Origin of the sequence: Ensifer sp. ENS11 (assembly GCF_014851895.1) — a bacterium.
GTDB classification, from domain to species: domain Bacteria; phylum Pseudomonadota; class Alphaproteobacteria; order Rhizobiales; family Rhizobiaceae; genus Ensifer; species Ensifer canadensis.
Window position 1 is genome coordinate 691,264 of record NZ_JACVAN010000001.1, and the last position, 25,771, is coordinate 717,034.

General features: G+C 57.5%; 13 protein-coding genes. 12 read left to right on the forward strand and 1 reads right to left on the reverse strand.

All coding sequences use genetic code 11. The features are described 5' to 3' along the window. Positions 1-384 precede the first annotated feature (384 nt). A complete protein-coding gene (locus IB264_RS03350; protein WP_246811710.1) occupies positions 385-3,135 on the forward strand; it encodes a UvrD-helicase domain-containing protein in 2,751 nt (916 codons plus the stop codon). 271 nt (positions 3,136-3,406) lie between these two features. Beyond that, the gene (locus tag IB264_RS03355; RefSeq protein ID WP_192433133.1) at positions 3,407-4,699 is read left to right on the forward strand and encodes a metallo-hydrolase/oxidoreductase; all 1,293 of its coding nucleotides are present in this window, start codon (positions 3,407-3,409) and stop codon (positions 4,697-4,699) included. A 1,045-nt stretch (positions 4,700-5,744) separates the two neighbouring features. Here the strand turns inward: IB264_RS03355 and IB264_RS03360 are convergent. Beyond that, positions 5,745-8,672, reverse strand: coding sequence for a phospholipase D-like domain-containing protein (locus IB264_RS03360; protein WP_192433135.1), 2,928 nt, complete (start codon positions 8,670-8,672; stop codon positions 5,745-5,747). Between the two features lie 228 nt (positions 8,673-8,900). Between IB264_RS03360 and IB264_RS03365 the strand changes: the two genes are divergently transcribed. From IB264_RS03365 to IB264_RS03410, 10 genes are all read left to right on the forward strand, one after another. Continuing rightward, a complete protein-coding gene (locus IB264_RS03365) occupies positions 8,901-9,893 on the forward strand; it encodes a hypothetical protein (protein ID WP_192433137.1) in 993 nt (330 codons plus the stop codon). After that, complete coding sequence (locus tag IB264_RS03370) at positions 9,890-11,011, forward strand: hypothetical protein (protein WP_192433139.1); 1,122 nt, start codon at positions 9,890-9,892, stop codon at positions 11,009-11,011. The genes IB264_RS03365 and IB264_RS03370 overlap by 4 nt, the downstream gene beginning before the upstream one ends. A 773-nt stretch (positions 11,012-11,784) precedes the next feature. After that, positions 11,785-13,944 carry an AAA family ATPase gene (locus IB264_RS03375; protein ID WP_192433141.1) on the forward strand — a complete coding sequence of 720 codons (2,160 nt, stop codon included), beginning with the start codon at positions 11,785-11,787 and terminating at the stop codon, positions 13,942-13,944. Between the two features lie 74 nt (positions 13,945-14,018). Continuing rightward, on the forward strand, positions 14,019-14,882 hold the full coding sequence (locus IB264_RS03380) for a hypothetical protein (RefSeq protein WP_192433143.1): 864 nt from the start codon (positions 14,019-14,021) through the stop codon (positions 14,880-14,882). Between the two features lie 574 nt (positions 14,883-15,456). After that, positions 15,457-18,114 carry a UvrD-helicase domain-containing protein gene (locus IB264_RS03385; protein ID WP_246811711.1) on the forward strand — a complete coding sequence of 886 codons (2,658 nt, stop codon included), beginning with the start codon at positions 15,457-15,459 and terminating at the stop codon, positions 18,112-18,114. 61 nt (positions 18,115-18,175) lie between these two features. Then, positions 18,176-18,541, forward strand: coding sequence for a hypothetical protein (locus IB264_RS03390; RefSeq protein ID WP_192433145.1), 366 nt, complete (start codon positions 18,176-18,178; stop codon positions 18,539-18,541). 177 nt (positions 18,542-18,718) lie between these two features. Then, on the forward strand, positions 18,719-19,504 hold the full coding sequence (locus IB264_RS03395) for a DUF1837 domain-containing protein (protein WP_192433147.1): 786 nt from the start codon (positions 18,719-18,721) through the stop codon (positions 19,502-19,504). Positions 19,505-19,949: 445 nt separating this feature from the next. After that, positions 19,950-22,994, forward strand: a complete 3,045-nt coding sequence (locus tag IB264_RS03400; protein WP_246811712.1) for a DEAD/DEAH box helicase — start codon at positions 19,950-19,952, stop codon at positions 22,992-22,994. 239 nt (positions 22,995-23,233) lie between these two features. Next, complete coding sequence (locus tag IB264_RS03405; protein ID WP_192433151.1) at positions 23,234-24,862, forward strand: RNA-directed DNA polymerase; 1,629 nt, start codon at positions 23,234-23,236, stop codon at positions 24,860-24,862. Beyond that, positions 24,852-25,604: a hypothetical protein gene (locus tag IB264_RS03410; protein ID WP_192433153.1), complete on the forward strand. Its 753-nt coding sequence runs from the start codon at positions 24,852-24,854 to the stop codon at positions 25,602-25,604. Before IB264_RS03405 ends, IB264_RS03410 begins: the two co-directional genes overlap by 11 nt. Positions 25,605-25,771: the final 167 nt, after the last annotated feature.

Here is a 25,771-nt window from a genome sequence, read left to right on the forward strand (position 1 = left end):
TGAGCGCCCTCATTGTCGGCAGTCTGGGGCGCAAGATTCTTCGTTTAAATCCGCCTTACCCCATCCTCCTTAGTGGGCTCAATCAACATGGCCGTTAGTTATTGGTAATGTGCATCCTCTTTACCACTCGCGATGTATAGTCGGATCATTTCCGATGGCAAAGCCGAGCTGCGCCGCCGAACGCGATACGAGGCTCCTATATTGAATCGACTGCAACAACGGCCATTGCTTGGACTGCTTGTGAACCCATTCGGGACAACGTTTCAGGCAATGGAGCTCGATGGGGACTACCTGCGCGTTACTCGCCGCGGATTGACCTCTTCCGTGTCCCTTGAGGCGATATCTGCTGTTCCGTTGGTAAGGAAGGGAACTGTTGGTGCGACGATGACAGTTACCACGGCAGAGCGCCATCTCGTGGTGCGCGGCCTCCGACATCCTGATGCGTACATGTTCGCCGAAGAAGTCAAAAGAGCCTGGATCGGGTTCAATCTTTCGGCGCTGGAACGTGAAGCAGATAGCTTGCTTCGCCTTCATCGAGCGATTGCCGAACTTGCCAAGCCCACTCGTTATCCCGCCGCATGCCAACTCGCGCCGCTTCTTAGCGATGTCAGGGCACTCGAGACCTTGCTGCTATCGAAACTTCAGCCACACGCCATCGGGGCCGACCAAGCCGAGCGTGTTGCGCTTGTGAGGAAGTTTGCCGCCGAGCCTGACACTATGAGAACGAGCGCAATCGCTACCTTTGTTCCTGCCGAGCTCGAACGCTGGAAGGATTTCTTCGATACGATCGAAAGCAAGCCTCTGACGCCGGAACAACGCCTCTCCGTGGTTGTCGACGAGGACGCAACGCTGGTGTTGGCCGGCGCCGGATCCGGAAAGACCAGCGTGATCACTGCCAAGGCCGCCTATTTGATCAAAGCCGGTATACGTCGGCCGGATGAAATACTGCTGCTTGCATTCGCAAAGAATGCCGCCGAGGAAATGTCGGAACGAGTCGAGGCACGATCCGGTGTGCCGATCGTGGCGCGAACTTTCCACGCAGTTGCCTATGACATCATCGGGAGCGTCGAGGGGTCAAAGCCGGCACTGGCGGATCACGCTACGGACGAGCTGGCGTTCACGAACTTAATTAAGCAGATTCTGAAGGATCTCGTTCACGCGCTGTCTGAAGTGTCCAAGGCAATCATTCAGTGGTTTGCGCACTTTATGATCGAACCGAAGACCGAGTGGGACTTCAAGACCAAACACGATTTCTACACGCATATGGAAAAGCAGGATCTCCGCACCCTGCAGGGCGAGAAGGTCAAGAGTTACGAAGAGCTGCAGATTGCCAACTGGCTTTACGAAAACGGCATCGAATACGAATATGAGCCGGACTACCAGCATAAGATCCGAGAGACGGGGCGCCGAGACTATTGCCCGGATTTTCGCCTGACTGAAAGTGGTGTCTACATCGAGCATTTCGGTGTGCGGCGTCAAAAGATGCCCGATGGCAGCGAGCGGCTGACCACAGCACCCTTCGTCGACCGTGACCATTACCTGGCGGGCATGGAATGGAAGCGCGAGCTTCACACGGCTTATGAAACCACGCTCATCGAAACATATAGCTACGAACGGCAGGAGGGGCGTCTGCTCATTGGCTTGGCAGAGAAGCTCGAACCGCATGTGACGCTGAAACCTCGCCCAGCCGATACAATCTTTGACCGAGTGATTGAGTTGAAGCAGGTCGACGCGTTTTCACAATTGCTCGGTACCTTCCTGCGCAAGTTCAAGGGCGGGGGCTACAACGTCGCCGATTGCGAGACAAATTCGGAGCGGTTGAAGCAAGGCAGTCGCGCCAAGGCTTTCCTTGCCGTCTTCGCACCAGTTTTCGCGGAGTACCAGAAACGTCTGGGCAGACGGATCGACTTCGAAGATATGATCTTGCGAGCTGCCCAGTATGCCGAAACAAGCCGATATGTGAGCCCGTTTCGACACATCCTAGTGGACGAGTTTCAGGACATTTCGCAGAGCCGTGCCCGCCTGGTGAAGGCATTGAAAGCGCAGCACCAGGACGTCCGCGTTTTTGCGGTAGGAGACGACTGGCAATCGATTTTCCGCTTTGCAGGATCGGACATCCATCTGATGCGCCACTTCGGCGCTGAATTTGGTGGGATCTTTAACGCAGAGACCGGGGTCCACCGAACAGTGGACCTTGGTCGGACCTTCCGTTCGATCGACCAGATCGCATTCGCTGCAAGAACATTTGTACTGAAAAACCCGTTTCAGATCTCAAAGCAGATAGTTCCGGCAGGGAAGGCAACCGAGCCGGCTATCAGGATCGTAATGACGCCGAAGAACGAGGACGAGAGAAAGCTCCATGACGTTCTTGCGGGAATCTCCGCCAGGATTGATCGCGCAAGCACCGCGACTGTGTTGCTGCTGGGGCGGTATCGCTTTCTCCAGCCAGACATGAGCGATGTTCAGCGAAGGTTTCCTCGGCTACGCATCAATTTCAAGACGATCCATGCATCGAAGGGTCTCGAGGCCGATCATGTGATCCTCCTGAGTGCGGACAGCGGCCGGATGGGCTTTCCGTCCGAGATCGTCGATGACCCCTTGCTTGCGTTGGTATCGCCAGAGGAGGAATTGTTCGAGAACGCGGAAGAGCGTCGGGTCATGTATGTCGCAATGACACGAGCCCGTCACTCCCTGACGATCATCGCTTCGAACTCGAGACCGTCGTCCTTTGTGACCGAACTCGGGAAGAACCCTGAGTATGGTATTGCCGCGGGGGCTGGCGGCGATCAGCCGGCGCACGAGTGTGGAGAGTGTGGCGGAAGGTTATTGGACGTACAGGGCCAGGATGGTCGAACTTGGTATCGCTGTGAACATGTCCAACACTGCGAAAATCTCCTGCCTGCCTGCTTGTCCTGTGGTGTTGGACTTCCGCGGCGTCCGGAGGGGGCAGCGGAGGCCCGGTGCACCTGCGACGCTCGCTATCCTTCGTGTCCCGAATGCAAGGATGGTTGGCTGATTGAGCGATCCGGGCGTTATGGTGCCTTCTTAAGTTGCGTCCGCTATCCCATCTGCACAGGCAAGGCTACCACTTCGACCAACAAGACTGGTGTCCGGACGACAAGGTCAAAGCGTTAGGACACGGGTCTCTGTTGGCCTGCACAATGCACCCATTTTCGAGTGCGACATTGATTGGCGTAGAGGGAATCTGCTGACAGACTCAGTCAATCCGGTCTCTCATGGAAGACCCTCTGCTTTCGTCGCCTTCACGCCGGCAGCAGATTTTAGCCGTGCGTTCATCCCGAGTAACCTCAAGGCGTGACTTCTGATGCGAAACTACCGGATCCATGGACCAGCTAAGCATGAGAGATCTACCGGGCGGGCAGCTTTTCTTTAGACGCTTGGATTAATGTCCACGCCTGAGCGCGATTTCAGCTTCCAGGAGGCAGCCTTCTTCTTTTTCTTTTTTGGCTTGGGAGAGTTCCCGGAACGACATGTATTCGCAAGAGTCAGTCGAATAGACCAGATCGGTGCTGGCCCGCTTGCGAGATCGGTGATCGAGTTCGACACGGTGACTGCGGACGCAGGTGATCAGGCTGCTGACTGGATTAAAAGTGCGGCTCCCGAGCACGACGCTGATTTCGGATTACTCCGTCTAACCACGACACCTAGTAAATTCGCTAAATTCGCCAACGACATTGTAGATGTGCAACCGGGATTTTGGTTTCACCTGGAGCTGAATCCCGATCAATCAGCAGAGGGAATGCGTGCATGGTTTGCCGGGAGCACTCCTTTGGGGTTCACTGCATTCTCGAAGGGGCGTGTAATAAAAGGCGAACGGCTCGTTTCCAGCATTGATCCAGCGCCTCGTCCATCGTCGCTTGGCGCGGCTTCCGTGCCTGCCCTAGCGCTGCCGTCAGCAATCGCCGCCGTCTGCCGCATACCGCAGCGCTTGTCGCGGTTAAGCGCTCAGGATGTGTTGACGCGCGTTCCGCAGGCGGACAAGGTATTGGTACATGATGTTGGGCAGGGGAGCTTCACGACGCTTTTAAGGGAAGGTCAACCCTGCCTTCACTTTGACGTCGGCGCTCCAACGGCTTTCAATGCGAAGGGCGCAAGGTCTGTACCTTTTACAGTGGACCTAGACGCGCGTGTCCCGATCGTTCTCTCGCACTGGGATTGGGACCATTTCCACGCTGCATTTCAAATCCAATCGCTCAGGCGTTGTAGATGGATAGTGCCCGACCAGATCCTTGGGCCTGGAGCTGCAAGGCTCGCCAGGGGTTTGGCGGATGCGCGTCGCCTGTACGTGTGGAGCGGTGGATCTTCGTCATTCAATGTCGGCGACCTCGGCGAATGCACGGGTTTGGGCAGGAACGGTACGGGCTTGGCAATGCGCGCCTCGCTTCTCGATGGACGTAGTATCCTGCTGGCGGGGGATGCAGACTATAACAGTCTGCCGTTTGGTACGCTGCAATTCGACGGCCTTGTGGCTACCCATCACGGAGGACGCGCTCACAGCGCATTTTCAATGCCGCCTACTCCAATTGGACGGTCGAGTTATGTAATCTCTTATGGTGCGTCCAACGTCTATCGGCATCCTCACGACGAAGCTCTGACACTTCACAGTAACGTTGGATGGGCAGATCCTGTCAGAACTGCCAGTTTCGACGGTATAGCTCGCGGCGACCGAGTCTTGTGATCAGCGGCGAAGCCTCATGGTCGAGGCGCCCCCTTGACGGATCGCTTGTCCGATCTGCTATTCGCGCAGGTCAAGCCACCGCATGAGATAGATACTGACGCGGGTAAGTTTTAGCGTGCAGATATCATGGTCGGCGCGCATTCCTTGTCACGGAAAAGACCGCCGCGTTAACGCGAGGAAATCTCCCGCGCCGGTACTACTACAACCTCCTCAAGTAAACGTACCGATCGATCTGGCTACACCTGCTCCCGTCAATTTCTTTGCAGCACGTCCTGTCAAGCATTCGGCCGCTTTGTGCCGAACAGACTCTCAGACTTGGTCGATGATCGTCAAGGGCCAAACTCGGACCACATCGTCAGACGACTCGATGTCAGCTTTCGCGGAGAGCACCTTAGCAGCGGCCGGTTTGCCTCCGTCCCCAAAGCCGTCGTTAGTCACAGACTATTTGAAGCACTCGAACAGGATCCCCAGCCGTCATTTTGAGAGCTCTAAGCTTCTTTGGGATCTGGAGAGCGTCACATTCCAATTGACGGGAAATCGCGCCAAGTAGCTGAAAAGACGCCACGTTTTCTGGTGGGGAATAGGAACTATTGAAAGAGGAAACAGCTCCGAAAAACGGCCTACCTGGGGACCTTGGATTCTCACATGATTTCAATTGCTTAACGGAAAGCCCCTGAAATTCCCTCTGTTTTCCTGTCGCGAGCGACCGTGGATGCCACCTTTGTGCCCTGGCTTTGGGCATCAGTCAACAGGACGGGCGAGCGGCAATAATTTCCGCTTCGCGGCCGAAGTTTACCGCCTTAAGACCACCGCGCGCATGGCCGCTATACCCTCCTGAGGTCCGCCGTTCAGCCAAAAGAGACAACACACCAGAAGCGGACGCTCTCTAGTCCTTTTGTCCTTGATCACGCGAACAGCCGACGTGTGTGTCCCGCCGACAACCGATAAGATCGCCGCCTCGATGTAATCGGCACTTACCGCTCTTTTTCCAACCGCTAATCTCGCCCAACGCGCGCCTGTTGCGCCGTCGGAGCCAGACAACCGCCTAGCTCTCCTGTTCAGCCAGCCACTCGGCCAAAGGAACTTTGATCATGCGCGGCCTCACACTTTCATCGCCGGGCTCTACCAAGGCGACAGGCGCTGCATTCTCATAAAATTCCGGGGGCTTGGATCGCACCCAATCTGCCTGGAATAGATCTTCGAAATATCGCACTGCGCGCGTGTCGTAGATGATCAGGCTTGCATCACGATTGGTCGTCACACCTTGGCTAGACCAGTTATGGCTTCCAATAACGACGACGTCGTCGTCGATGATAATGCCTTTGGTGTGGCAGTGGCGATTGACGCGCACGCGTTCGAGGTCAAAGCCCCGTCGCTGAATATTGGTCGCCACTTGCCGGTCCGTGTCGAAACCATTTCGCCAGATAATTCTGAGATCCTCGATCGCAGGATCGTTGTGCTTGCGCAGCATGACCTCGATCAGTTCGCGGAAGCCTGGGCGATCGCTCCCGTCTCCGGAGGGCTTAAACGTCTGGTTCTGGAACAGGATGCGCCGCTTCGCCCGCTCCAGCAAATCCAACACGACGTCCGAATAATTGTCCGGTGTGAGCAGCGGATGAACCTTAATCTTGCCGTTGATGGTGACCGATTTACGCAAAACATAAGGTGCTTCGATCTGGGCGACATCGGGCTCCAGATAGTCGATTGGAACCCAGACATATCGCTCGATGATAGGGGCCTCCGGCCGCGCAGTCTGCTTGGCATCGGCTAGATCCTGTTCGATATGCTCTCGGAAAGTTCTGGCAAGGCCGGGGTGATCAACGATCGCGTGCCACTCACGATTAAAGGCATTCCACATTCCGGTGGGCGTTCCTAAGTCTTCACCTTCACCGATAGGCGCCTGATTGGACGATTGCCAGTTTCCCGACGACAGCCAGAATCCGTCATTGTCGCGAACTGCCACTTTGATGTGATAACTGCTTTCGAAAAGTCCGAATGCATTGCTCTTGTAACCCACCGGCCGATAGACCGAAGCCAGAGAGAACGCGAACCGGTCTTTGAGATCTCCCGCAAGCAGGTCGACAACCTCCGCGTCCTTCAAATCATCCTTCTTCGGTCCCTTCTTTTTGAGCGACTCGCCTTCCTGCAACACGAGCGTCATAGTCGCATCTGGTGCCTTCACGCTGGCCCGGACAGCCTCTACGACATGCGGCGCGCCGAAATCATACATGGCAACGGTCAGTGTGCTATTCACCTTCTTGAGGAACGACTTGAGCTCCGGCCATCCCGTATCCGGGCTCGCACAAAGCGTTATCGACATGGTGTCCGTGACGGGCTTCAGCTTACGCTTCTTGTAAGCAGAGTGCCAGGGCGCTTCCGATGCCGCCTCCACGTCGATGCCCAAGCTTTCCGATAGCGTCGCCACTGCGACGTCGATCGGATAGCCGTCAATCGAGCCGGGCAACGGCAACAGACCCATCGCGGTGAGTTGGTTCGGTTCGTAGCGCTGCCTGACGGAAACAACGACGACCGGTTCCTTGGTCATTACGCCTCCGGTCACCCTATACCCCGGCTTGACGGCGATCACGTCACGCCGACTGCCGAGCGCCGCGCGAATTGCCGGGAGAGCGTCCTCGATCTGCTCCCAAGTCAAGCTGGTGCGGGGCGGTGTGGCCCTCATGTCGGCCGGTCCGGCCTTTGCCGCCATCGTGGCACTGTTAAACGTTCCGCTCGGATCGCCAAGTGAGACCGTAATTGTCAAAGGGATCGTAATCTGGACCTCGTTGTTTGCCATCGCGGCTCCTCCCACAGTTGCTACGTCCGGTTTTTGAATAGGCGGCCTTGCTTTAGCTTCGATGATCGGTGGTCGGCGCGCAAAGTCGAGGGCTTGAGTGATGCCCGCCGGCGTGACGGCGAAGTTGCGAGACAGGAAAATTCCCGCTCTGTGATGTCCAACGACCTCGCCGCTTTCCAGATCGATGACGGGCGACCCCGAATTGCCTGTCAGCGTCGAGCAGTCGTGCTCGATGTCTGCTGTCAGTTCGTTCATGACGAAACCGGGCGCGATCTGCTTGCGCTCGTAGCCTTTGAAGAAGATCTCGTCCATCAGCTTCTGTTCAGGCAGGAACGGATCGCGGTGCGGATAGCCGATGACAGCGACCGTCTTTCCGACGCTCGACGTCTTCGACAGCGGCAATGGGGGTGGTAGGGTTAGCCCCGACCTGCCTTTGATCCGCAAAAGCGCAATATCGGGCAGGTTCATCGGTGCAAGATAGATCACTTCCTCGACACTGAATTCGCGTTCCACGTCGGAGCCGAATTCTTCGGCGAAGTCGACGTCAACCGCTATTGGAATGCGCCGATCGTCCCCCAGCAGAAAGCGCAAGCCGCCGGCCGATCGCTGCACGAAATATTCTGCCACGTGCCGGTTCGTCACCGCGACCTCGGGCGCGATCATCCAAGCTGTTCCGATGGATGGCGCCGCGACATAGTTTGTCAGTTCGACGCGTCCAACCGACGGGATTGTGCGCCGAAGCTGTGACGATGCGGCCACTAGCTTTTCCCGCCACGCGGTGGAAGCCGATTGCGAAAATTCAAGAACGGTATCGCCATCCTTTATCGCCAGAACCGGGCGCCCCTGCCGCAACGCAATCGACTCTTCCCGGATACGTGCAGCATCCTGTTCTGCCGAGCGCTCGGATAGTTGTTCGACGACTGGGGTCAATGCAGGCGTGTTCGGAAGTGCTGTTGGTCGAAAGCGATGGTCAAAATCCAGCCGCGGATTGGCCGCCTCAGGCAGCGTAACGATGTCGTCAAAGGCTCCGGTTTGTGCAACCCGTTCATCGATACGGCACTGATACCTAGTGGCTTGCTGCTCGGCCGCGAGCCGTTTCACCAACTCCTGGTCGCGCGCGTAAGGCGCGCCCAAATTTTTGGCATTCAACTCAACAAGCGTCTTGCCGAGTTCTTTCATGGCGCAGCCCTAACTGGTGAGATACATCATTTGGTTGCATGTTCGTACGCGCAAAGTATTTCTGAAGGAAGACACCATGCTAATAAATGATCCTTGACAGCAACGCCTCGACCGGCCGCTGGGTGAAGGCAGCCTTAACCACCCGCGCTATCGCTAGTGTCGGTCTATGTCATGACAAAATAATTGTTTCCGGGCGGAGTAATTTCGCATCTTTGGGGGATAGGTAGAATGGTGGATGCAGAGAAGGACAAGCAACAGCTAAAGGACGCCGTTCGTTCCATCATTCTCACGCAGGGCAACGAGTTCATCAAGGAGCTACTGCGCAAGCACAAGATTCAGATCGGCACGAAGAAGGCCGACTTCTCCAAGAACATCTTGGCCGCCATCGACGCCGGCACTTTGACGAGGCAGATGATCGAGGATTGGCTTGCGGAGGTGGAGGGTTGGGGCAATCAGCACATATACTTGTTTAAGCCGCCAACCCTGCCAAAGGCTGATATCAACGGCAAATTGGAAGCCTCGGACTTCGGCAAGCTCATTGACACGGCCGTCAGCTACGGGTTTCCAGAAAGCCTGGAGCTTAGCGCCATTTCGCTGACCGCTGATCACCTGTTCATTGCTTGGCACAAGGGTGCTGGCGGGTGGGAACGGATGCCGTCGAAAGACTTCGAACGGATCGAAGAAGACGAGCGATTCAGGTATCATGCCTACCGAGAGCGGTTTGATCGTTCCGTCGTGCGCTTCGCCTGGCGCTTCACGGACCCATTCTGCGCAGTCATGATCCAGCAACCCGTCGAGGGGGACGCACATACAGCTATCCATATACAAGTGCGGGAGGACTTGAAGCACATCGGCCTTTTCGATGCGAATCCCGAGCGCATCCCATTGAGTCAAGCATTCAAGAACATGACCCTACACAACGATACGGTAGTCCAATCGACCCGAATGATGACGGACGGTGGCCACGTCGATGTCGTCTCTACATTGACCGAGGGCGGCATCGGGGATGTTGAAGCGCTCCTTGAGGCGCGCCGTGGCGTTAACGACCGGAGTTTTGCAGGCGCCGATGGGCAATTCCATTTCCTCCAGACCAAGCACGGTGAACTCAGCCGAAACGTAAAGGTGCAGGGTTACGGCGTTGAGAGCCGCGTGCGCGTGTGGGTGCAGTGTAAACGCGAGGATGTCTATCTGGTACTCGGCGTGATTTGGGCCAATCTATGAGCGAGGCAGAACTACGGAAACAGTTCGGCAGCCGGGCAGTTGACGCGCTGCTGGATCGGATATGGAGTGGAGCGTCGCCGGAAATCGATCCAAAGCTCTCAGCGGCCCACTTCGGTCTTCAAGAGGAGACAGCGATCGAGCTCTTGGAGGCCGCCTCCGTGGCTGGTTTGGTCGAGCGCCGCGAGACTCAACACTGTCCCGCTTGCAAAGAAAGGCTTGAGGCACTGGACCCGGAGGCTGAACTTTGCCCACTTTGCCAAAAGGCATTCTTGGACCACGGCGAGGTCCTGACGAAGGTCTCGTATCGGGTGGAGGCAAATCCCCCGCGCGCGATCCCTTGGGTCATCGTGATCCACGGCTTTAACACCCATGGCGAATGGCAGCAAGATTTCAGTTGGCGCATAGGGAACAAGCTCAAATATAGTGCCCCAGTCCTGATCTACAAATACGGCCTTATTCGCTTCAGTGTTCTCGTCCGGTGGCGTCATCTCCAACTGGCAAAACAGCTAGGGACGGTTATCCGCTCGGCTATAGCCCATGCCGAAGCAAACCGGATACCTGAGCCGCCGGACGTGATTCTTCATAGCTTTGGGAGCCAGTTATTCGTGCAACTGCTCGCTATGCCCGAATTCGACGATCTGAAGTTCGGACGCATAATAGCCACCGGCGCCGTGATCCAACCGAACTATAATTGGGCGGAGCGGGTCTCTCAAGGCCGTCTGGAGGCCGTGCTCTGTCATTGCGGCGGCAAGGATTGGGCGGTTCCTTTCGCGCAATACTTCATTCCGGGGACGGGGCCCGCTGCACGCAAGGGATTCAGAGACGTCGCCGCGATCAACGTGATGAACGAGGACTACGGGCACGGCGGCTGCTTTGAGCTCAAAGAGTTGGAGGCAAACCTCGCACCTGGAGGTTTGTGGGATCGTTTTTTGCGTCGTCACCCCAGCGCGCTCGATGGCGACCCTAAGTTATTCCAACCAGAGGTGTGGCGGCCCATGTGGGCACCCATCCGGGGGGGAGTCCGGGTAGTTGGCGTATGCCTGATGGTCGCGCTCGCCGCCCTAGTATTGACGTGGGTATCTTGGGCATGGCTTGCGGTTATCGGGTGGTTCTTATGACTTCGCTTCGCGACAACTTCCGCCTGCTCCTCCGGGAATTTCGGTACTACTCACAGATGTGCTGGGACGAAGCAATTTTTACGCGTTCGCGGAGGAGTCGGCTGGACCGGAGACGCCAATGTCTGGGAATGGGTCGGCACTCGCCGTAACGCCATGACGTGGCAATGGCTGCTGTGCTAAACGCTGCGTGTCTGCCGCCGGCCCTAACACATCGTTGGGCAAGGCTTGTCTTGAGGAAGGCGAACGGGGTCCCCAGCCGTCTTTCTACAGTGTTCCGGTACCTGCGGAATCTGAAGGACGCCACACGGCTTTTACGTGAGATTGTGACAAGTGGCTGTAAAGACGTCACTTTTCCCGTTGGGGAATATCAGCCGTAGACGAAGGAAATAGGTCCAAAAATGGCTTGCCTAGGGACCTTGGATTCTCACATGATTTCAATGGCTTAGTGAGATTTCCTTTGAATCCCTTATATTTTCCTGCCGAGAGCGACCGTGGATGCCATCTTTGTGCCCTGGCTTTGGGCATCAGTCAACAGGAGGTTTCTAGCGGCAATAATTTCCGCTTATGGGGATGAAGTCTCCGCCTGGTGATCACCGCGTGCATGACCGCTTTGCGCCCTGATTATCGCCCGTCCACATCGGACACCGCCGTTTCTAAGATCGGACATTCTATTGTCGACCCGAGGGAGGTCCCTTTGTGCCGACAGGTCGCAAGTAGAGTCGATTTGACGTTTTCGTGCTTGAGTTTATCTGCAGAACCGGTTTGAAAGAGCGATGCGTAAGATAGCCAGATCATCGGTCAAAACACCCGCCTCACTATTAGGTCGCATTGCGATCGAGGCCTACAACGAAATTGCCAATTCCATCAGTGCTGATCGCATAACATTTTCACGCCGAGTTAATGTGAATCGTGAAATCTACTCGACCAGCGACGTCCATGAGGCACTCCGCCAACTTTTTTTGGAAAAGTGCGCCTATTGTGAGCAGGGCCTCCACGATATCACCATCGATCACTTCCGCCCCACTGGCGCGGCAGCCGACCAACATGAGCGCAAAACGTCACTGCATCACTATAGTTGGTTGGCTTATGATTGGCGCAACCTCTACCTAAGCTGCCATGCGTGCAACATGGCGAAGCGCAATCGCTTCCCTGTGACCGGCCCAAGACTTCCGCTTCTTGCACCGCTCGACGAGGCCCGTGACCGTGAGAAGTCACTTCTCATCGACCCTTGCGAAGATGACCCGGCAAAGAGCCTCGACTTTTTCCTAGATGGCGTCTGTCATGCTCGCGATAAGGCTGGGAGAACAACGATCGATGTTCTCGACCTGAATCGCGATGACCTCGTCAGATCTCGTTTCTACGTCTTCCGGGATTATATCGATAGAGTGCGTAGCCGTTCCGCTGATTCGGCAGAGGAGATTTTTGACAGTCATTTGCCACATATCGGCGCCTTCGAGAACTTCGCCCGGCGGTCGGTAGCGGCACTCGCGCGGATCCTCTATATGGATGTGCCCCCACGAGCCCGCGAGCTTGAATTTTTCGTAAAGAATCTGTCGCGTTTGCCGCAAGACGATTTCGATAAGGTCATGCGCCCTTCCGCCTCGTCGGACTTAGCAGACCGGACCGACGACAAGCCATACGAATACGCAGTCGGGCGCTCCATTCCGATCGGACGACATCGGTTCAATCGCGGCATCCGACGCGTGTTAATTGAGGACTTCAAGGGAATCAACTACCTAAAACTCAAGCTTCCCGAGGTTGGGCCCGAAGAAATATCCGCTGGCGGTATGATGCTCCTAGCGGACAACGGCGCCGGAAAGACCAGCGTGCTTCAGGCTATAGCCCTTGCGATGATGGGCGCCGAGCGGGCCAACAGCCTCAAGATCAGGCGAGACCGCCTGCTGCGCAATAGCGGCGAGACCGAATGGGGTATTCTGTCTAAAAGACCGGCCCGGGTCCGTGTGGATTATCACTCCGGAGACCACTCTGAAATTACGCTTGATCCCGTGACCCTAGAATTCGATGGCCATAGCCCATATCCCGATGCCCTGATTGCCTACGGCGCCCATCGCCTTCTCGACGATCGCATTCGTCGAGGCAACCGGGCGACCGCGCGCGTTGCGACGCTCTTCGACAGTAAGGCCACCGTCGGACACCCTGAAGCGTGGCTCGCACGAGACAATATCCCGTTTGAGCCGATTGCGAGGGCGTTGGCCGAAGTGCTTGTCCTCCAAGCGGATGACGGCCTGGTTCGGGACGTGGAAGGAAACATCTTCGTCAAGACCTACGGACAGCCCACGCCTGTCGAGGTGTTGAGCGATGGATATCGGTCGGTCATCGCGATGGCGGTCGATACAATTCGTTGGTTGCTGGCGGACTGGCCAGAGTTGGAAACGGCTCGTGGTGTCGTTCTCATCGACGAAGTCGACGCGCACCTTCATCCCCGCTGGAAGCTGCAGATCATGCGGGCACTTCGCGAAGCCATGCCACAGGTGCAGTTTATAGCGACTACGCACGACCCGCTGTGCTTGCGCGGCATGGGCCCAGGCGAAGTCGCCGTCATGAAGCGCTCCTCACTCCAACGCTTCGATCTCGTTACGGACCTTCCCGATTTCCGTGGCATGAGCGCTGAGCAGTTGCTGATGTCAGATTATTTTGGCCTGTCCACGACCTCGGATCCTGAGCTCGATATCCGTCTCGCGCGCAATGCGGATGCCTTAGGTCGGGGAGACGTTTCCGTAGCCAGGGAAAATCGGGAGATTTTTGAAGGCATGATGATCGGTGACAGTCCGCAGCGACAGATAGCTGATGCCGCCATGCTCGAATATCTTCACAACCGCCCTTCCCGCACAGGCAAAGAAGTTTCTGAAAGCCGTAGGCAAGCGATAGATGCTGTGCTCGCCGCGATCGGAGCGGGCCGAACTCCACAATGATCTTCGTAGCCAGGCCAAAAAAAGTACCAGTGTCTCTGGGGGGGGCGAACTCTGCCGGGCGCAAGGAATTCGCCTTGGCCAAAGCCCATTTTAACGCCAACCCGACCGACAAATTCAACTTCGCGGCCTACAGGCGACCCGACGTCAAAATGGCCTTAGAGATTATGTTTGACGCCAAGTGTGCCTACTGCGAAGCCCGTTTTATGGCCGACAGCGACGGGGGAGTGGAGCATTATCGGCCCAAGGGACGGCTCGTTGTTGAGAACCACCCTGGGTATTGGTGGTTGGCCGCTCAGTGGCAAAATCTCTTAGCGACTTGCCAGCACTGTAACGAAATCCGCGGTCAGATCATCGTCACGCCCGGAATGTCGATGGAAGAGGCCACGCGCCTTCACCGCGAGACGCTCGTGAAGCCCACACACGGCAAAGGCTCGCAATTCCCCATCCGGGGCAAACGCCGGCTCCCCATGAGCCATGCGCTGAATCTTGAGGACGCCCTTCTCATCAATCCAACAACACAAGACCCCAAGAAGCACCTATATTTCCCTCCCGATACCGGAATTAGCTTGGCCGTTCCCCACAAGACTCTAACTGGTCCAGACGAATACGGCTTGGCAACGATCAATGTTACCGCGCTGAACCGCTATCAGCTCGTGCGCGAACGAACTGTTCTTCTCATGGATTTGCGCAAGCATGTCCTAGATTTGGAGCGCAGCATCGACGAAGCAGAGACTGCGCCAGATCAGGCTGCGAAGGATGCAGCAACGGGTAGATCGACGGCCGCTCTTGCGGCGATCGAAGCTTACGCCGCGAAGGGCCGCCGTTATTCGGCCGTAGCATATTGGCTCCATCAGCGTCTGATCGAATGGATGAGGGCGGAGCGCGATACTGGTGCGCAACTGCCGGTGCCGACTTTGATCGACGCGGGCATCCTTTGAGCCGCTCAGTCGGAAAATGATGCGATCACCTGAGTCGATCCGCAATCCATTGCCGCAGGCCAAATCCTATCAGGACGAGCCCCAACTGCGGATATCCCCTCACTTCGTGCCAAGAGCGCCGGACGGCGGAAGAGCTCGGAATGGTTCAAACTGGGCATGCATGGTAATAAATGCGATCTGTTGCGCCGGGCGATGACGTTCTTGCACGCATGCGCTAGCCTTGGCCATGGGGCGCCGCGCATCCTCTTTACCAGTGGTGAGATATTTGCGGGTTATTTGCAACCGCACGGCCAGGTGGCGCCGTCGCTCGCAACACGAGGCTGCTGCATTGAATCGACTGCAACAACGGCCATTGCTTGGACTGCTTGTGAACCCGTTCGGGACGACCTTTCAGGCCATGGAGCTCGACGGAGACTACCTGCGGGTTACTCGCCGCCGATTAACCTCGTCTGTGTACCTCGAAGCGATATCTGCTGCTCCGTTGGTGCGGAAGGGGACTGCTGGTGCGACGATGACAGTTGCCACGGCAGAGCGCCACCTAGTGATGCGTGGACTACGATATCATGATGCGTACATGTTTGCCGAAGAAGTCAAACGTGCCTGGATAGGGTTCAATCTTTCGGCGCTGGAACGTGAAGCAGATCGCTTCCTGCGCGTTCATCAAGCGATTGCCGAACTTGCCAGGCCGACTCGTTATCCCGCGGCCTGCCAACTTGCGCCGCTTTTGAGCGACGCCAGGGCACTCGACACCTCGCTGCTATCGAAACTTCAGCCAGGCGCCGTCGGACCCGACCAGGCCGAGCGTGTTGCGCTTGTGAGGAAGTACGCCGTCGAGCCCGACACGATGAGAACGAGCGCCATCGCGACCTTTGTCCCTGCCGAGCTAGAACGCTGGAAGGATTTCTTCGATACGATCGAGAGCAAGCCTCTGACGCCGGAACAGCGACTTTCCGTCGTCGTCGACGAGGACGCAACACTGGTCCTCGCCGGTGCCGGCTCCGGAAAGACAAGTGTCATCACGGCCAAGGCGGCTTATCTCGTGAAGGCCGGAATCCGTAAGCCGGACGAAATCCTACTATTGGCATTTGCGAAGAACGCTGCTGAGGAAATGTCGGAACGGGTCGAGGCGCGTTCCGGGGTGCCGATCGTTGCACGAACTTTCCACGCGCTTGCCTATGACATAATCGGGAGTGTCGAGGGTTCGAAGCCCGCACTGGCCGATCACGCCACTGATGACGTGAAGTTCACGAACTTGATCAAACAGATCCTAAAGGATCTCGTTCGGTCACTGTCTGAAGTGTCCAAGGCGATCATCCAGTGGTTCGCGCACTTTCTGGTCGAGCCGAAGACCGAATGGGACTTCAAAACTAAGCACGATTTCTACACTCATATGGAAAAGCAGGATCTCCGAACCCTGCAGGGTGAAAAGGTCAAGAGCTATGAAGAACTGCAGATTGCCAACTGGCTCTACGGGAACGGTGTCGAATATGAATATGAGCCGGACTACGAGTACAAGATCCAGGAGACTGGACGTCGGGACTATTGCCCGGACTTTCGCCTGACCCAAAGCGGTGTGTATATCGAACATTTCGGTGTGCGGCGGCAAAAGGCGGCTGATGGCAGCGAGCGGCTGATCACAGCGCCCTTCGTCAATCGTGACGAGTATCTGGCGGGCATGGAATGGAAGCGCGAGGTTCACGCGGCTCATGAAACGATGCTCATCCAGACATATAGCTACGAGCGGCAGGAGGGGCGTCTGCTCACCGATCTAGCAGAAAAGCTCGCACCGCATGTGACACTCAAACCTCGCCCTGCCGACACGATCTTCGATCGCGTGGTTGAGCTAAATCAGGTCGACGCGTTTTCACAACTGCTCGGCACCTTCCTGCGCAAGTTCAAGAGCGGGGGCTACAGCGTCGCTGACTGCGAGACTAAGTCCGAACGATTGAAGCTGGGTAGTCGCGCCAAGGCATTCCTCGCCGTCTTTAGGCCTGTTTTCGAGGAATATCAGAAACGTCTGGGCGGACGGATCGACTTCGAAGATATGATCCTGCGAGCCGCCCAGTATGCCGAAACTCGCCGATATGTAGGCCCGTTCCGCCACATCCTCGTGGACGAGTTTCAGGACATTTCACAGAGCCGTGCCCGGCTGGTGAAGGCGTTGAAAGCTCAGCACCCGGATGTCCGTATCTTTGCCGTCGGCGACGACTGGCAATCGATCTTCCGCTTTGCAGGATCGGACATCCATCTGATGCGTCACTTCGGCGACGAATTCGGTGGGAGCTTCAACGGGGAAACCGGAGTTCACAGGACGGTTGATCTTGGTCGCACCTTCCGATCGATCGACCAGATCGCATTCGCGGCGCGTGACTTCGTGCTGAAAAACCCGGCTCAGATCTCCAAGCAGATCGTTCCCGCAGGGAAGGCAATCGAGCCGGCCATTAGTATCGTGATGACGCCGAAGAATGAGGAAGAGAAAAAGCTCGGCGAAGTTTTGGCAGGAATATCCGTCAGGATTGCCGACGCAAACACCACAAGCGTGTTGCTGCTGGGGCGGTATCGTTTTCTCGCGCCGGACATGAGAGACCTGCAACGCAGGTTCCCCCGTTTGCGCATGAGCTTCAAGACGATCCATGCATCAAAGGGCCTCGAAGCCGATCATGTGATCCTCCTGAATGCGGATAGCGGTCGAATGGGCTTCCCGTCTGAGATTGTTGACGACCCCTTGCTAGCGTTGGTGTCGCCAGACGAAGAAATGTTCGAAAACGCGGAGGAGCGGCGGGTCATGTATGTCGCGATGACACGAGCCCGCCACACGCTGACGATCATGGCCTCGAACTCGAGACCGTCGTCATTTGTAACCGAACTCAACAAAGAGCCAAAGTATGGCATCGCTGCGAGTGTTGGCAGCGAACAGACTGCGTACGAATGTGGAGATTGCGGTGGACGGTTGCTGGATGTACGGGGCCAGGATGGGCGAACCTGGTATCGCTGCGAACATGTCCAGCACTGTGGGAATCTGCTGCCTGCCTGCCCGGCCTGTAGTGCTGGCCTTCCGCGTCGCCTGGACGGATCGGGCGAGGTTCGGTGTACCTGCGCTGCCAGCTATTCAACCTGTCCGGAATGCAAGGACGGATGGCTGATTGAACGATCTGGACGTTATGGTGCTTTCCTGAGCTGTGTCCGTTTTCCCGCCTGCACAGGCAAGACCAAGATTTCGACAAAGCGCTAGCCTCGCTCACGAGCGGCCTACAAAATATGCCCCATTCGTAGCTGGCTAGAGGGTAATCTGTTTGAACAGATGGATGCCATGGCTGTGCAGCACATCCTCAACGTCGTTGACGATGGCGTCGTCGGTGGTCGGCCTCCTGCTGCTGCCTAGCTTTGGCGACGAGCCACGCCAACTGGTCGGCGAACCTGCTGCCGCGAGCGACCATGGATGCCATCTTTGTGCCGGGGCTTTGGGTACCAGTCAACCGGCGGGGTTAGCGGAAATAATCTCCGCGCTGAGCGCCGAAGCTATCGAACTGGCGACCACCGCGGCACGGCGGCTTGGCGCCTTCGTCCCTGTCGTCGAAAGGCCGCTGGCTGAATTCCAAAAGCAGCCAACTGTTCTGGCGCGAGTAAGGATATTAGGTGGCATTGACATTTATGATTGAATCACGCTCGATCTGCTACAATAGGTGTCATTGTTCTGTCTGAGCATTGATACCGCGTACGCACAACGTTCGCATAGACGAAGGTAGGTTGCCGTTTCAAAACGCTTGTTAAGCGAGCATGCGTAGACATCGAGTATCGAACGTACGGCAGGGCAGAAGTAGCATTTCGAGGGAAGCGTGGGGCAATTATACGAGCGTTGGTGCGACGCCACCAGGGAAGAGGATAAACGCAAGCGTTACTGGACCTACATCGAGACAGACGGCGGCCGCGATGAAATTCGTGACGACCTCGCCGAGACCATCCGCTCGCACTACGACCGGCTGGATCGCATTGCCGATGATGTAAAGCGGCTCGGCTATGAGGTCGCTGCTAAGATTCTCAGCGAGACGATGCCTCAAACGCCGAAAGGCCGTTCCGGCGATCTCGGCGAAATTCTAGCGACCGAATTGGTGGAGGAGGAGATTGGCCTGCGCGTCCCAGTGCGCCGCCTCCGCTACAAGGATGGCCGCAACATGGCCATGCGAGGGGACGACTTCATCGGCGCGGGATATGACGGAGCCGGTGAGAAACTCTGGCTCCTGAAAGGCGAAGCCAAGAGCAACGAAAAACTCGGCAAGGCCACGGTCACGAGCGCCCGCAAGGTGCTCGACCGCGACAACGGCCGCTGCACGCCCGACTCTCTGCTGTTCGTCGCCAACCGCCTGTTGGATAGCACCGATCCGGACGATAATGCGCTTGGCCGCAGCCTACGCGACGAGGTGGGCTTGAAGTCCCTTCATACCGATCGCATCGACCACATGCTCTTCACTGTGTCGGGCAACGGCCCGCACGCTTCACTGAAGGACGATCTCGACGCCGCGGGAACCAACCGGGACCACTATGTCGTGAACGTCCACGTCGAAGATCACCAGGCCTTCATCGCGGCCATGTATCAGGAGGCGGAAGATCTTGGAGACGATTGACGAGCTGACCACGTTTCTGGAAACTGCGACCGCCGATGGAATCTTCGGGCGTCTCCTCTACCGCGGGGCGGCGTGGTCGCTGATGCGCGAAGAAGGTGTGTTGCCTCAGAATGCACCACCACTCGGGGCGACAATCGAAACCGACCTCGCCGAACACGGGTTTGCGCTGCTTCGGGGCGCAATGGCCCTGCGTGCTCAGGCTGGCGCTTCGGATTTGACCAGCAACGCGTTCGAGCGCGCCGCCAATGCTTTCGAAGCCCTTGTTCGGAACGGCGATCCGGAATCGCCGGATCGCGGCTTCCGTCGCACTATCGCGGCCGCAGCCTATCATCTCGCCGGTTTCTCAGCGGTCGCCTATTCGCTCTTCAACGAGAGCGCGGACGACCTCAACGCCTCGCCAGGTGAGACGGCTATCCGACATTTGATCCTGCGTGATCTCGGCCAATTGCGCGCCTTCGTTCGCGAATGGTTGGACGACGGGGCTCACGACGACGAGCAGTTCGCCGAGGCGCTGCGGGGCGAGGAACCGGATATTGACGATGTCCTGTCTAGCATCCTCAATACGACAATCTGCCGAGCCTTGGCGCATTTCGACTTCGCGCTCGAGACGGGTGAACCTGAGCCGATCGAGAATGCAAGATCATTGCTCGGGACCGCTGTCAGCTTGGCGGACAATGCTGAGAATGTTCCGCTGTGGTGGATCTCGAACCTCTGCCGCCACCTGATTGATGACCTCTGGCAGCATTCGCTACACCAGAATCTGCCGACGGAACCGCCCGAGGGCACAGAGGAAAAATACCCGGACCTGCGTAGGCTTTTCATCTCGTCGCTCTACGCTCGAAAAACTTCCGAGGTGGAGCTATGGCCATCTCAGCGTGAAGCGGCTCAGCGCTCCACGGATGTTACCGACGATCTTGTCGTCGCCTTACCAACCAGCGCCGGCAAGACGCGGGTTGCAGAAATCGCCGCCCTCATGACTCTGGCGTCGGCCCGCCGGGTATTGATCGTCACGCCGCTGCGAGCCCTGTCGGCGCAGACCGAGCGATCCTTCAGAAAGACCTTCGCTCCCCTCGGCTTTGGCGTCTCCTCGCTTTATGGTGCTAGCGGCCTTTCTGTCGGAGATGAAGACGCGCTTCGCTCGCGCGAGATCATCATCGCGACGCCCGAGAAGCTTGACTTCGCGCTGAGAAGCGACCCTTCGCTGATCGACGACGTCGGCCTGATCGTGCTCGACGAAGGACATATGATCGGTCCGAGCGAACGAGAAATCCGCTACGAGACGCTCGTGCAACGCTTGCTCCGGCGCGCGGACGCAGGCGGACGACGAATCGTCTGTCTCTCCGCCATCCTTCCCAGCGGCGACGAACTCGATGATCTCACCGCATGGATACGCTCCGACGAGCCTGGCGAGCCAGTGCGTTCCGACTGGCGCCCCACGCGGCAGCGGTTCGGGGCGCTCGCCTGGCGCGGCAAGGATGCGCTGCTCCGGCTCGACCTTGACGACGATGGTCCCTTCCTCGACAAATTCGTGTTGCAGAAACCGGCGCGGGGAAAAGAGAAGAAGCCCTATCCGCGCAAGAATTCGCATCTCGCCTTGTTCGCGGCGTGGGAATTTGCAGCCAAGGGCAAGCGGACTCTGATCTTCTCTACCCAAGCGAATTGGGTCGAAAGTTACGGCAAACAGGTCGTGGACCTCTGCGTGCGCGGCTATCTAGGCTCGCTGCTGGAGGATGAAGCGCCGATCGCTCGAGCCTTGGAGGTCGGAAAAGAGTGGTTGGGCGAGAACCATCCCGCCGTCGCTTGTTTGAAGGTGGGCGTTGCCATCCACCACGGCCGTTTGCCGAGTCCGTTCCTGCGTGAGCTGGAAGCCCTCCTGTCCGATGGAGTCCTGAAGGTCATCGTTGCGTCGCCGACGCTGTCACAGGGCCTCAACCTCAATGCCGCAGTACTCCTCGTCCCAGCGCTGTATCGGGCGTCTGAGAAAATCAAGGGAGAGGAGTTCGCGAACGTCGCCGGGCGTGCTGGGCGCGCCTTCGTGGACGTGGAGGGGCTTATCGTGCACGTCATGCTCGATAAGATCGATTGGCGGAAGAAGGAGTGGCGTAAGCTGATCGCCTCCACCAAGGCACGGACGCTGAAGAGCGGCCTCATCCAAATCGTCGCCGAGATTCTTGAGCGACTATCAAACGAGGGCGTCTTGGATCGCGATGATGCCTGGGAATATCTCGCCAATGCTCGGGAAGCCTGGAGATCGCCCGAAGAAGAAGCTGCGGTCGCAGAGCGCTTGGTTGCCGGCGCGGAATACGACACCGGTAGCGACGATGCTGAAGAAGGCGGCGATGAGGAAGAGGAATCCATCGACGAGGAGCCGCTTTCGCAGATCGTTGAACGTCTCGACGCGACGGTGTTCGGCCTGATCGAAGCGCTGGACGCCGAACGCGCGGACCTACCGAAGCTCTTGGACGAAGCGCTCAAAGGATCGCTCTGGGCCCGCCAGATCGCCCGCGAGGACGAGGACGTTGCCCCGCTACATAAAAAGGTGTTCGAGGCACGCGCCGATCTCATCTGGAAGACCACGACAGCGCAGGCGCGGCGTGGACATTTCGCTATGGGCGTCGGACTTGAGGCTGGCCTTTCCATCGACGCCATGGCCGACGAGTTGGCAGAACTGCTGGACCGTGCCGACGCCGCAGCGCTGAGTGGTGACGTCGATGAACTTGTCGATGCCCTCGGTGGTCTCGGAGAACGCCTGCTGTACATGCGGCCGTTCATCCCGGACAAGGCGAACGCGCTGCCGGCGGAGTGGAAAGCTATCCTTCGGAGCTGGGTGTCCGGCGAGGAGGTGGCCAAGATAGGATCGCAGAATATGCGGGCTGTCGAAGAGGCGTTCACGTACCGGTTGGTCTGGGCACTGGAAGCCGTACGCACCCGCCGCATGTCGCTCGGTTGGTCGCCGGAGACCGTAGCGGGGGGCGCCGCAGCATCCGTCGAAACTGGCGTCCCGCAACTCATGATGTCGATGCTGATCCGCGCCGGCCTTCCGTCGCGGCGCGCGGCCATGGCGGCGATCGAGGATGCCAAGCCGGTCTTTGTCACTCCAGCCGAGATGCGAGCCTGGCTCGAATCCGACGAGATCACGGCCTACACCGACGCCGGCGATTGGCCGACATCTGAGACGGCCGCACTTTGGGCTCGGTTCCGGACAGAGGCCCTCAGTGGCGGCATCCAGAAGTGGTCGGTTGAACACTATAGTCGTCTGCTCGACGTTGCGGCCGCCCCGACTGCCGGTCTCTATCGAATCATCACCGATGAGGGCGATGGGCGGACCTGGCTAGCCAGGCCTGACTATCAGCGGATCGCTGCGTTCAGGAAACCGGCAGTCGATCCCAAGCCCAGCGTCTTTTCAGGCCGGTTGCCAGGAAACACGAGGCTGGTGGAGGCCCTGCGTATCGGGAGAGGCAGATTGCGTTGGCCGAAGGCGGATGCCTGATGGGGCAGTTGTCATGTCTTTATCGTTGAGGTGCTGACCATCAGCGCACGCATACTGCAAAAGGGAAGTGCGCGGCATGCTGCGACAGCAGCGGCTTGCTCGCGGCAGGCTCAAATCCGGCAGGGGTTCAAGTTCGGCGTGCCGCCGCCACTAGACAGACAGATGCACTATCTGCAAACACACTCGAAGCCGGGGGGCTGCATCCTTTGCTGCCTATATCGAGTAAGAAAAGGGCGTAAATGATCAAGGTTAAGAGAGATCATTTTTTAAGAGCTGCGCTTGAGATTGGTCACAGCGGCGACAACGATACTTTGCCCTACGATCTGGATGCGGGGTTCATCAAGGAAAAGGCAACCGATCTCGCGGCGCTCTGCCTGAATTTGTTCCAGGCCGTCGAAACTGGCGCCGTGGGTAAGCCAGCCACTTTCATGAACGGGCTCTCGATTGCCGCAGAACGTTTACTCGTCCCGTCCGGGCCGCATGGCTTTCGTATCACTACCAAGATTCATCCCTTTTGGAACCTCTATCTGAATGGACTAGGTTTAGCGATTGCTGAGGCGAACGAAGGACAGCGGAGCTTTCGGGCGCATTCTTATCGGCTCGCCTCCCAGGGGCCCGGCCTCTTCGATCGAACCCGATCGTGGCGTGCCTACAAGCTCGCGACTCTATGTGAGGCCGATCTGGGGGAGGACCGTGCGGTGGTTATCCAGACCGATGTCGCGAGCTTCTATGAGCACATCTATCACCATCGGCTCGAAAACGTCGTTAAGGACTTGGCGCCGGGGTCCACCCTGGCGATGCAGATTGATCGGATCCTAAGCAAGTTGGCGGCGGGCCGTTCCTTCGGCCTACCGGTCGGCGGTCAATGCGCGCGTATTCTAGCTGAAGTGATGATGACGCCGATCGACCGGTCATTGAGCGACGCCGGGCTCATCTGGCACCGGTATGTTGACGACTACACCTTGATTTGCCGCTCGCAGCAAGACGCCTACAAGGCGCTCTCTGAACTGTCGCATGCGTTGGCTGACTATGGCCTTTCGCTCAATCGCAGCAAGACAACCATCCTGACCGCCAAACACTACAAGGATTTCGTTTCAGCGCAATTGGGAGAGGGCGAGGATTCCAGTCTCGCTTTACGGGAACTCGACCTGCATTTCGATCCATACTCGGACAATGCGAGCGCCGAGTACGAAAAACTCAAACAGTCGTTCGACAAGATCGACATCTCCTTCCTCCTCGACCTCGAGCGGGAGAAGTCGCAGCCTGATGCCTTTGTGCTTGCGCAGATCGGTCGTGCGCTCAAGTTTCAAGAGCCGGGTGTTGCAGTTCAATTGTGCGCAACGCTCCTCGACCCAAAAAATCTGGATTCGTTCCGTTCGTCTTGGTCAAAAATTATGCGCGGGGTATATGCCGTCCGGTCGAACGACGAGTTCGCATCGATCTTCGCCGCGATCGACATTTTGCTCGATAAAATTCCCAGTGCCGGGGGGCATCTGCTCGTTCCCGAAGCCAATATGTTGCATTTCCTACGGGCGCTTCGGTTCGTCAGAACCGACCTTCGCGGTGCTTTCGTTCGTCAGACCTACGACTCGACAACGTCCGCCGCGGTCCGGCGGGCCTGCATCGACTGCTGGAGACATTGGGCGGATCGGACAAACTTTACACGCTTGCGCAACCAGTGGCAAAATCTGGGCGCTGGCGAGCAACGGATGCTGTGGCTCGCGGCTGGTGCGTTCGGAGACGAAGGTCTGAAGACAAGGGACCAACTGCGCGGTTCGCTTGCGCAGGCGTGGCAACTCGGGATCGAGAACAGCGCGTCAGGCAGCTTTGCGGCTTGTTATGAAGACTGGGTCAAACATGCCATTTAACCGACTGCCGGCCCGAGACCCGAGGACAGTCGCGCGGGACATTCCCGGCGTTCTCGATATCCTTTTCCCGCGACTGACCGGCGGCCTGGTCAAAGCCCTGAACGCGAAGATGTTTTCTTTCGCCGGTATTAGCTCGATCCCGTCCGAGGTGATCGATAAAAGTCGGCTTCAAAAGGCGATGGTTTTCGAACTGTCGATGGCGCGCGCCGAAAGCGAGTTACTGTGCGGAGCAGTGGCGTCGTGGGATGAATGCCTGAAGATTGCATCGCAGCGCCAGCGACGCCATTTCGATTCGCGCATTCCAGAGAAACTCGAGCCGCACGACGTTCTCGTTGCCGAATACGCCTCTCGCAATCTTGTGACGATGCTGAAGAGCGTTCAAGCTCAACGGCCATCAGCCATTTTGGAGCACGCACCTCTCATTCCCGGCCTCGGCTGGGTAGCGTCTGGCAACGGGGACTTTGCGATCGGCTCAACGCTCATTGAGGTCAAGCACACCGATCGCAATTTCGGCGCGGGCGATTTCCGCCAGGTTCTGATGTATTGGCTCCTGCGTTACGCGCGAACGATTGAGAACGGAGGTGCGATGTGGTCGGAAATCCTTTTGCTGAACCCACGGCGCAACGCGGCACTCCTAATTAATTACGATTATTTGCTCCGATCTGCGTCCGCTTCGTCCAATCGTATCGAACTAATCGAGTTGCTGAGGTCTGCGGTCGGGCAGGAATTTGATCGGCGTTGAAAAGCAGGATCTGCGCCGAAGCCAAACTCTTCGACGTGACGTGATCTGTGCGCATATCATCGAAACGGTTGGCATTTGCAAACAGTCGGCGGCGGAATTCCGCTTCAGCATGGCCCACGTCCATAAGCTGACATTCCGCCACCGGCCCCTAAATAGACATCCAGCAA

Coding starts and splice junctions, on each gene's coding strand:
- IB264_RS03350 (WP_246811710.1), top strand. CDS start 385: ATGACAGTTACCACGGCAGAGCGCCATCTCGTGGTGCGCGGCCTCCGA.
- IB264_RS03355 (WP_192433133.1), top strand. CDS start 3,407: ATGTCCACGCCTGAGCGCGATTTCAGCTTCCAGGAGGCAGCCTTCTTC.
- IB264_RS03360 (WP_192433135.1), bottom strand. CDS start 8,672: ATGAAAGAACTCGGCAAGACGCTTGTTGAGTTGAATGCCAAAAATTTG.
- IB264_RS03365 (WP_192433137.1), top strand. CDS start 8,901: ATGGTGGATGCAGAGAAGGACAAGCAACAGCTAAAGGACGCCGTTCGT.
- IB264_RS03370 (WP_192433139.1), top strand. CDS start 9,890: ATGAGCGAGGCAGAACTACGGAAACAGTTCGGCAGCCGGGCAGTTGAC.
- IB264_RS03375 (WP_192433141.1), top strand. CDS start 11,785: ATGCGTAAGATAGCCAGATCATCGGTCAAAACACCCGCCTCACTATTA.
- IB264_RS03385 (WP_246811711.1), top strand. CDS start 15,457: ATGTTTGCCGAAGAAGTCAAACGTGCCTGGATAGGGTTCAATCTTTCG.
- IB264_RS03405 (WP_192433151.1), top strand. CDS start 23,234: ATGATCAAGGTTAAGAGAGATCATTTTTTAAGAGCTGCGCTTGAGATT.
- IB264_RS03410 (WP_192433153.1), top strand. CDS start 24,852: ATGCCATTTAACCGACTGCCGGCCCGAGACCCGAGGACAGTCGCGCGG.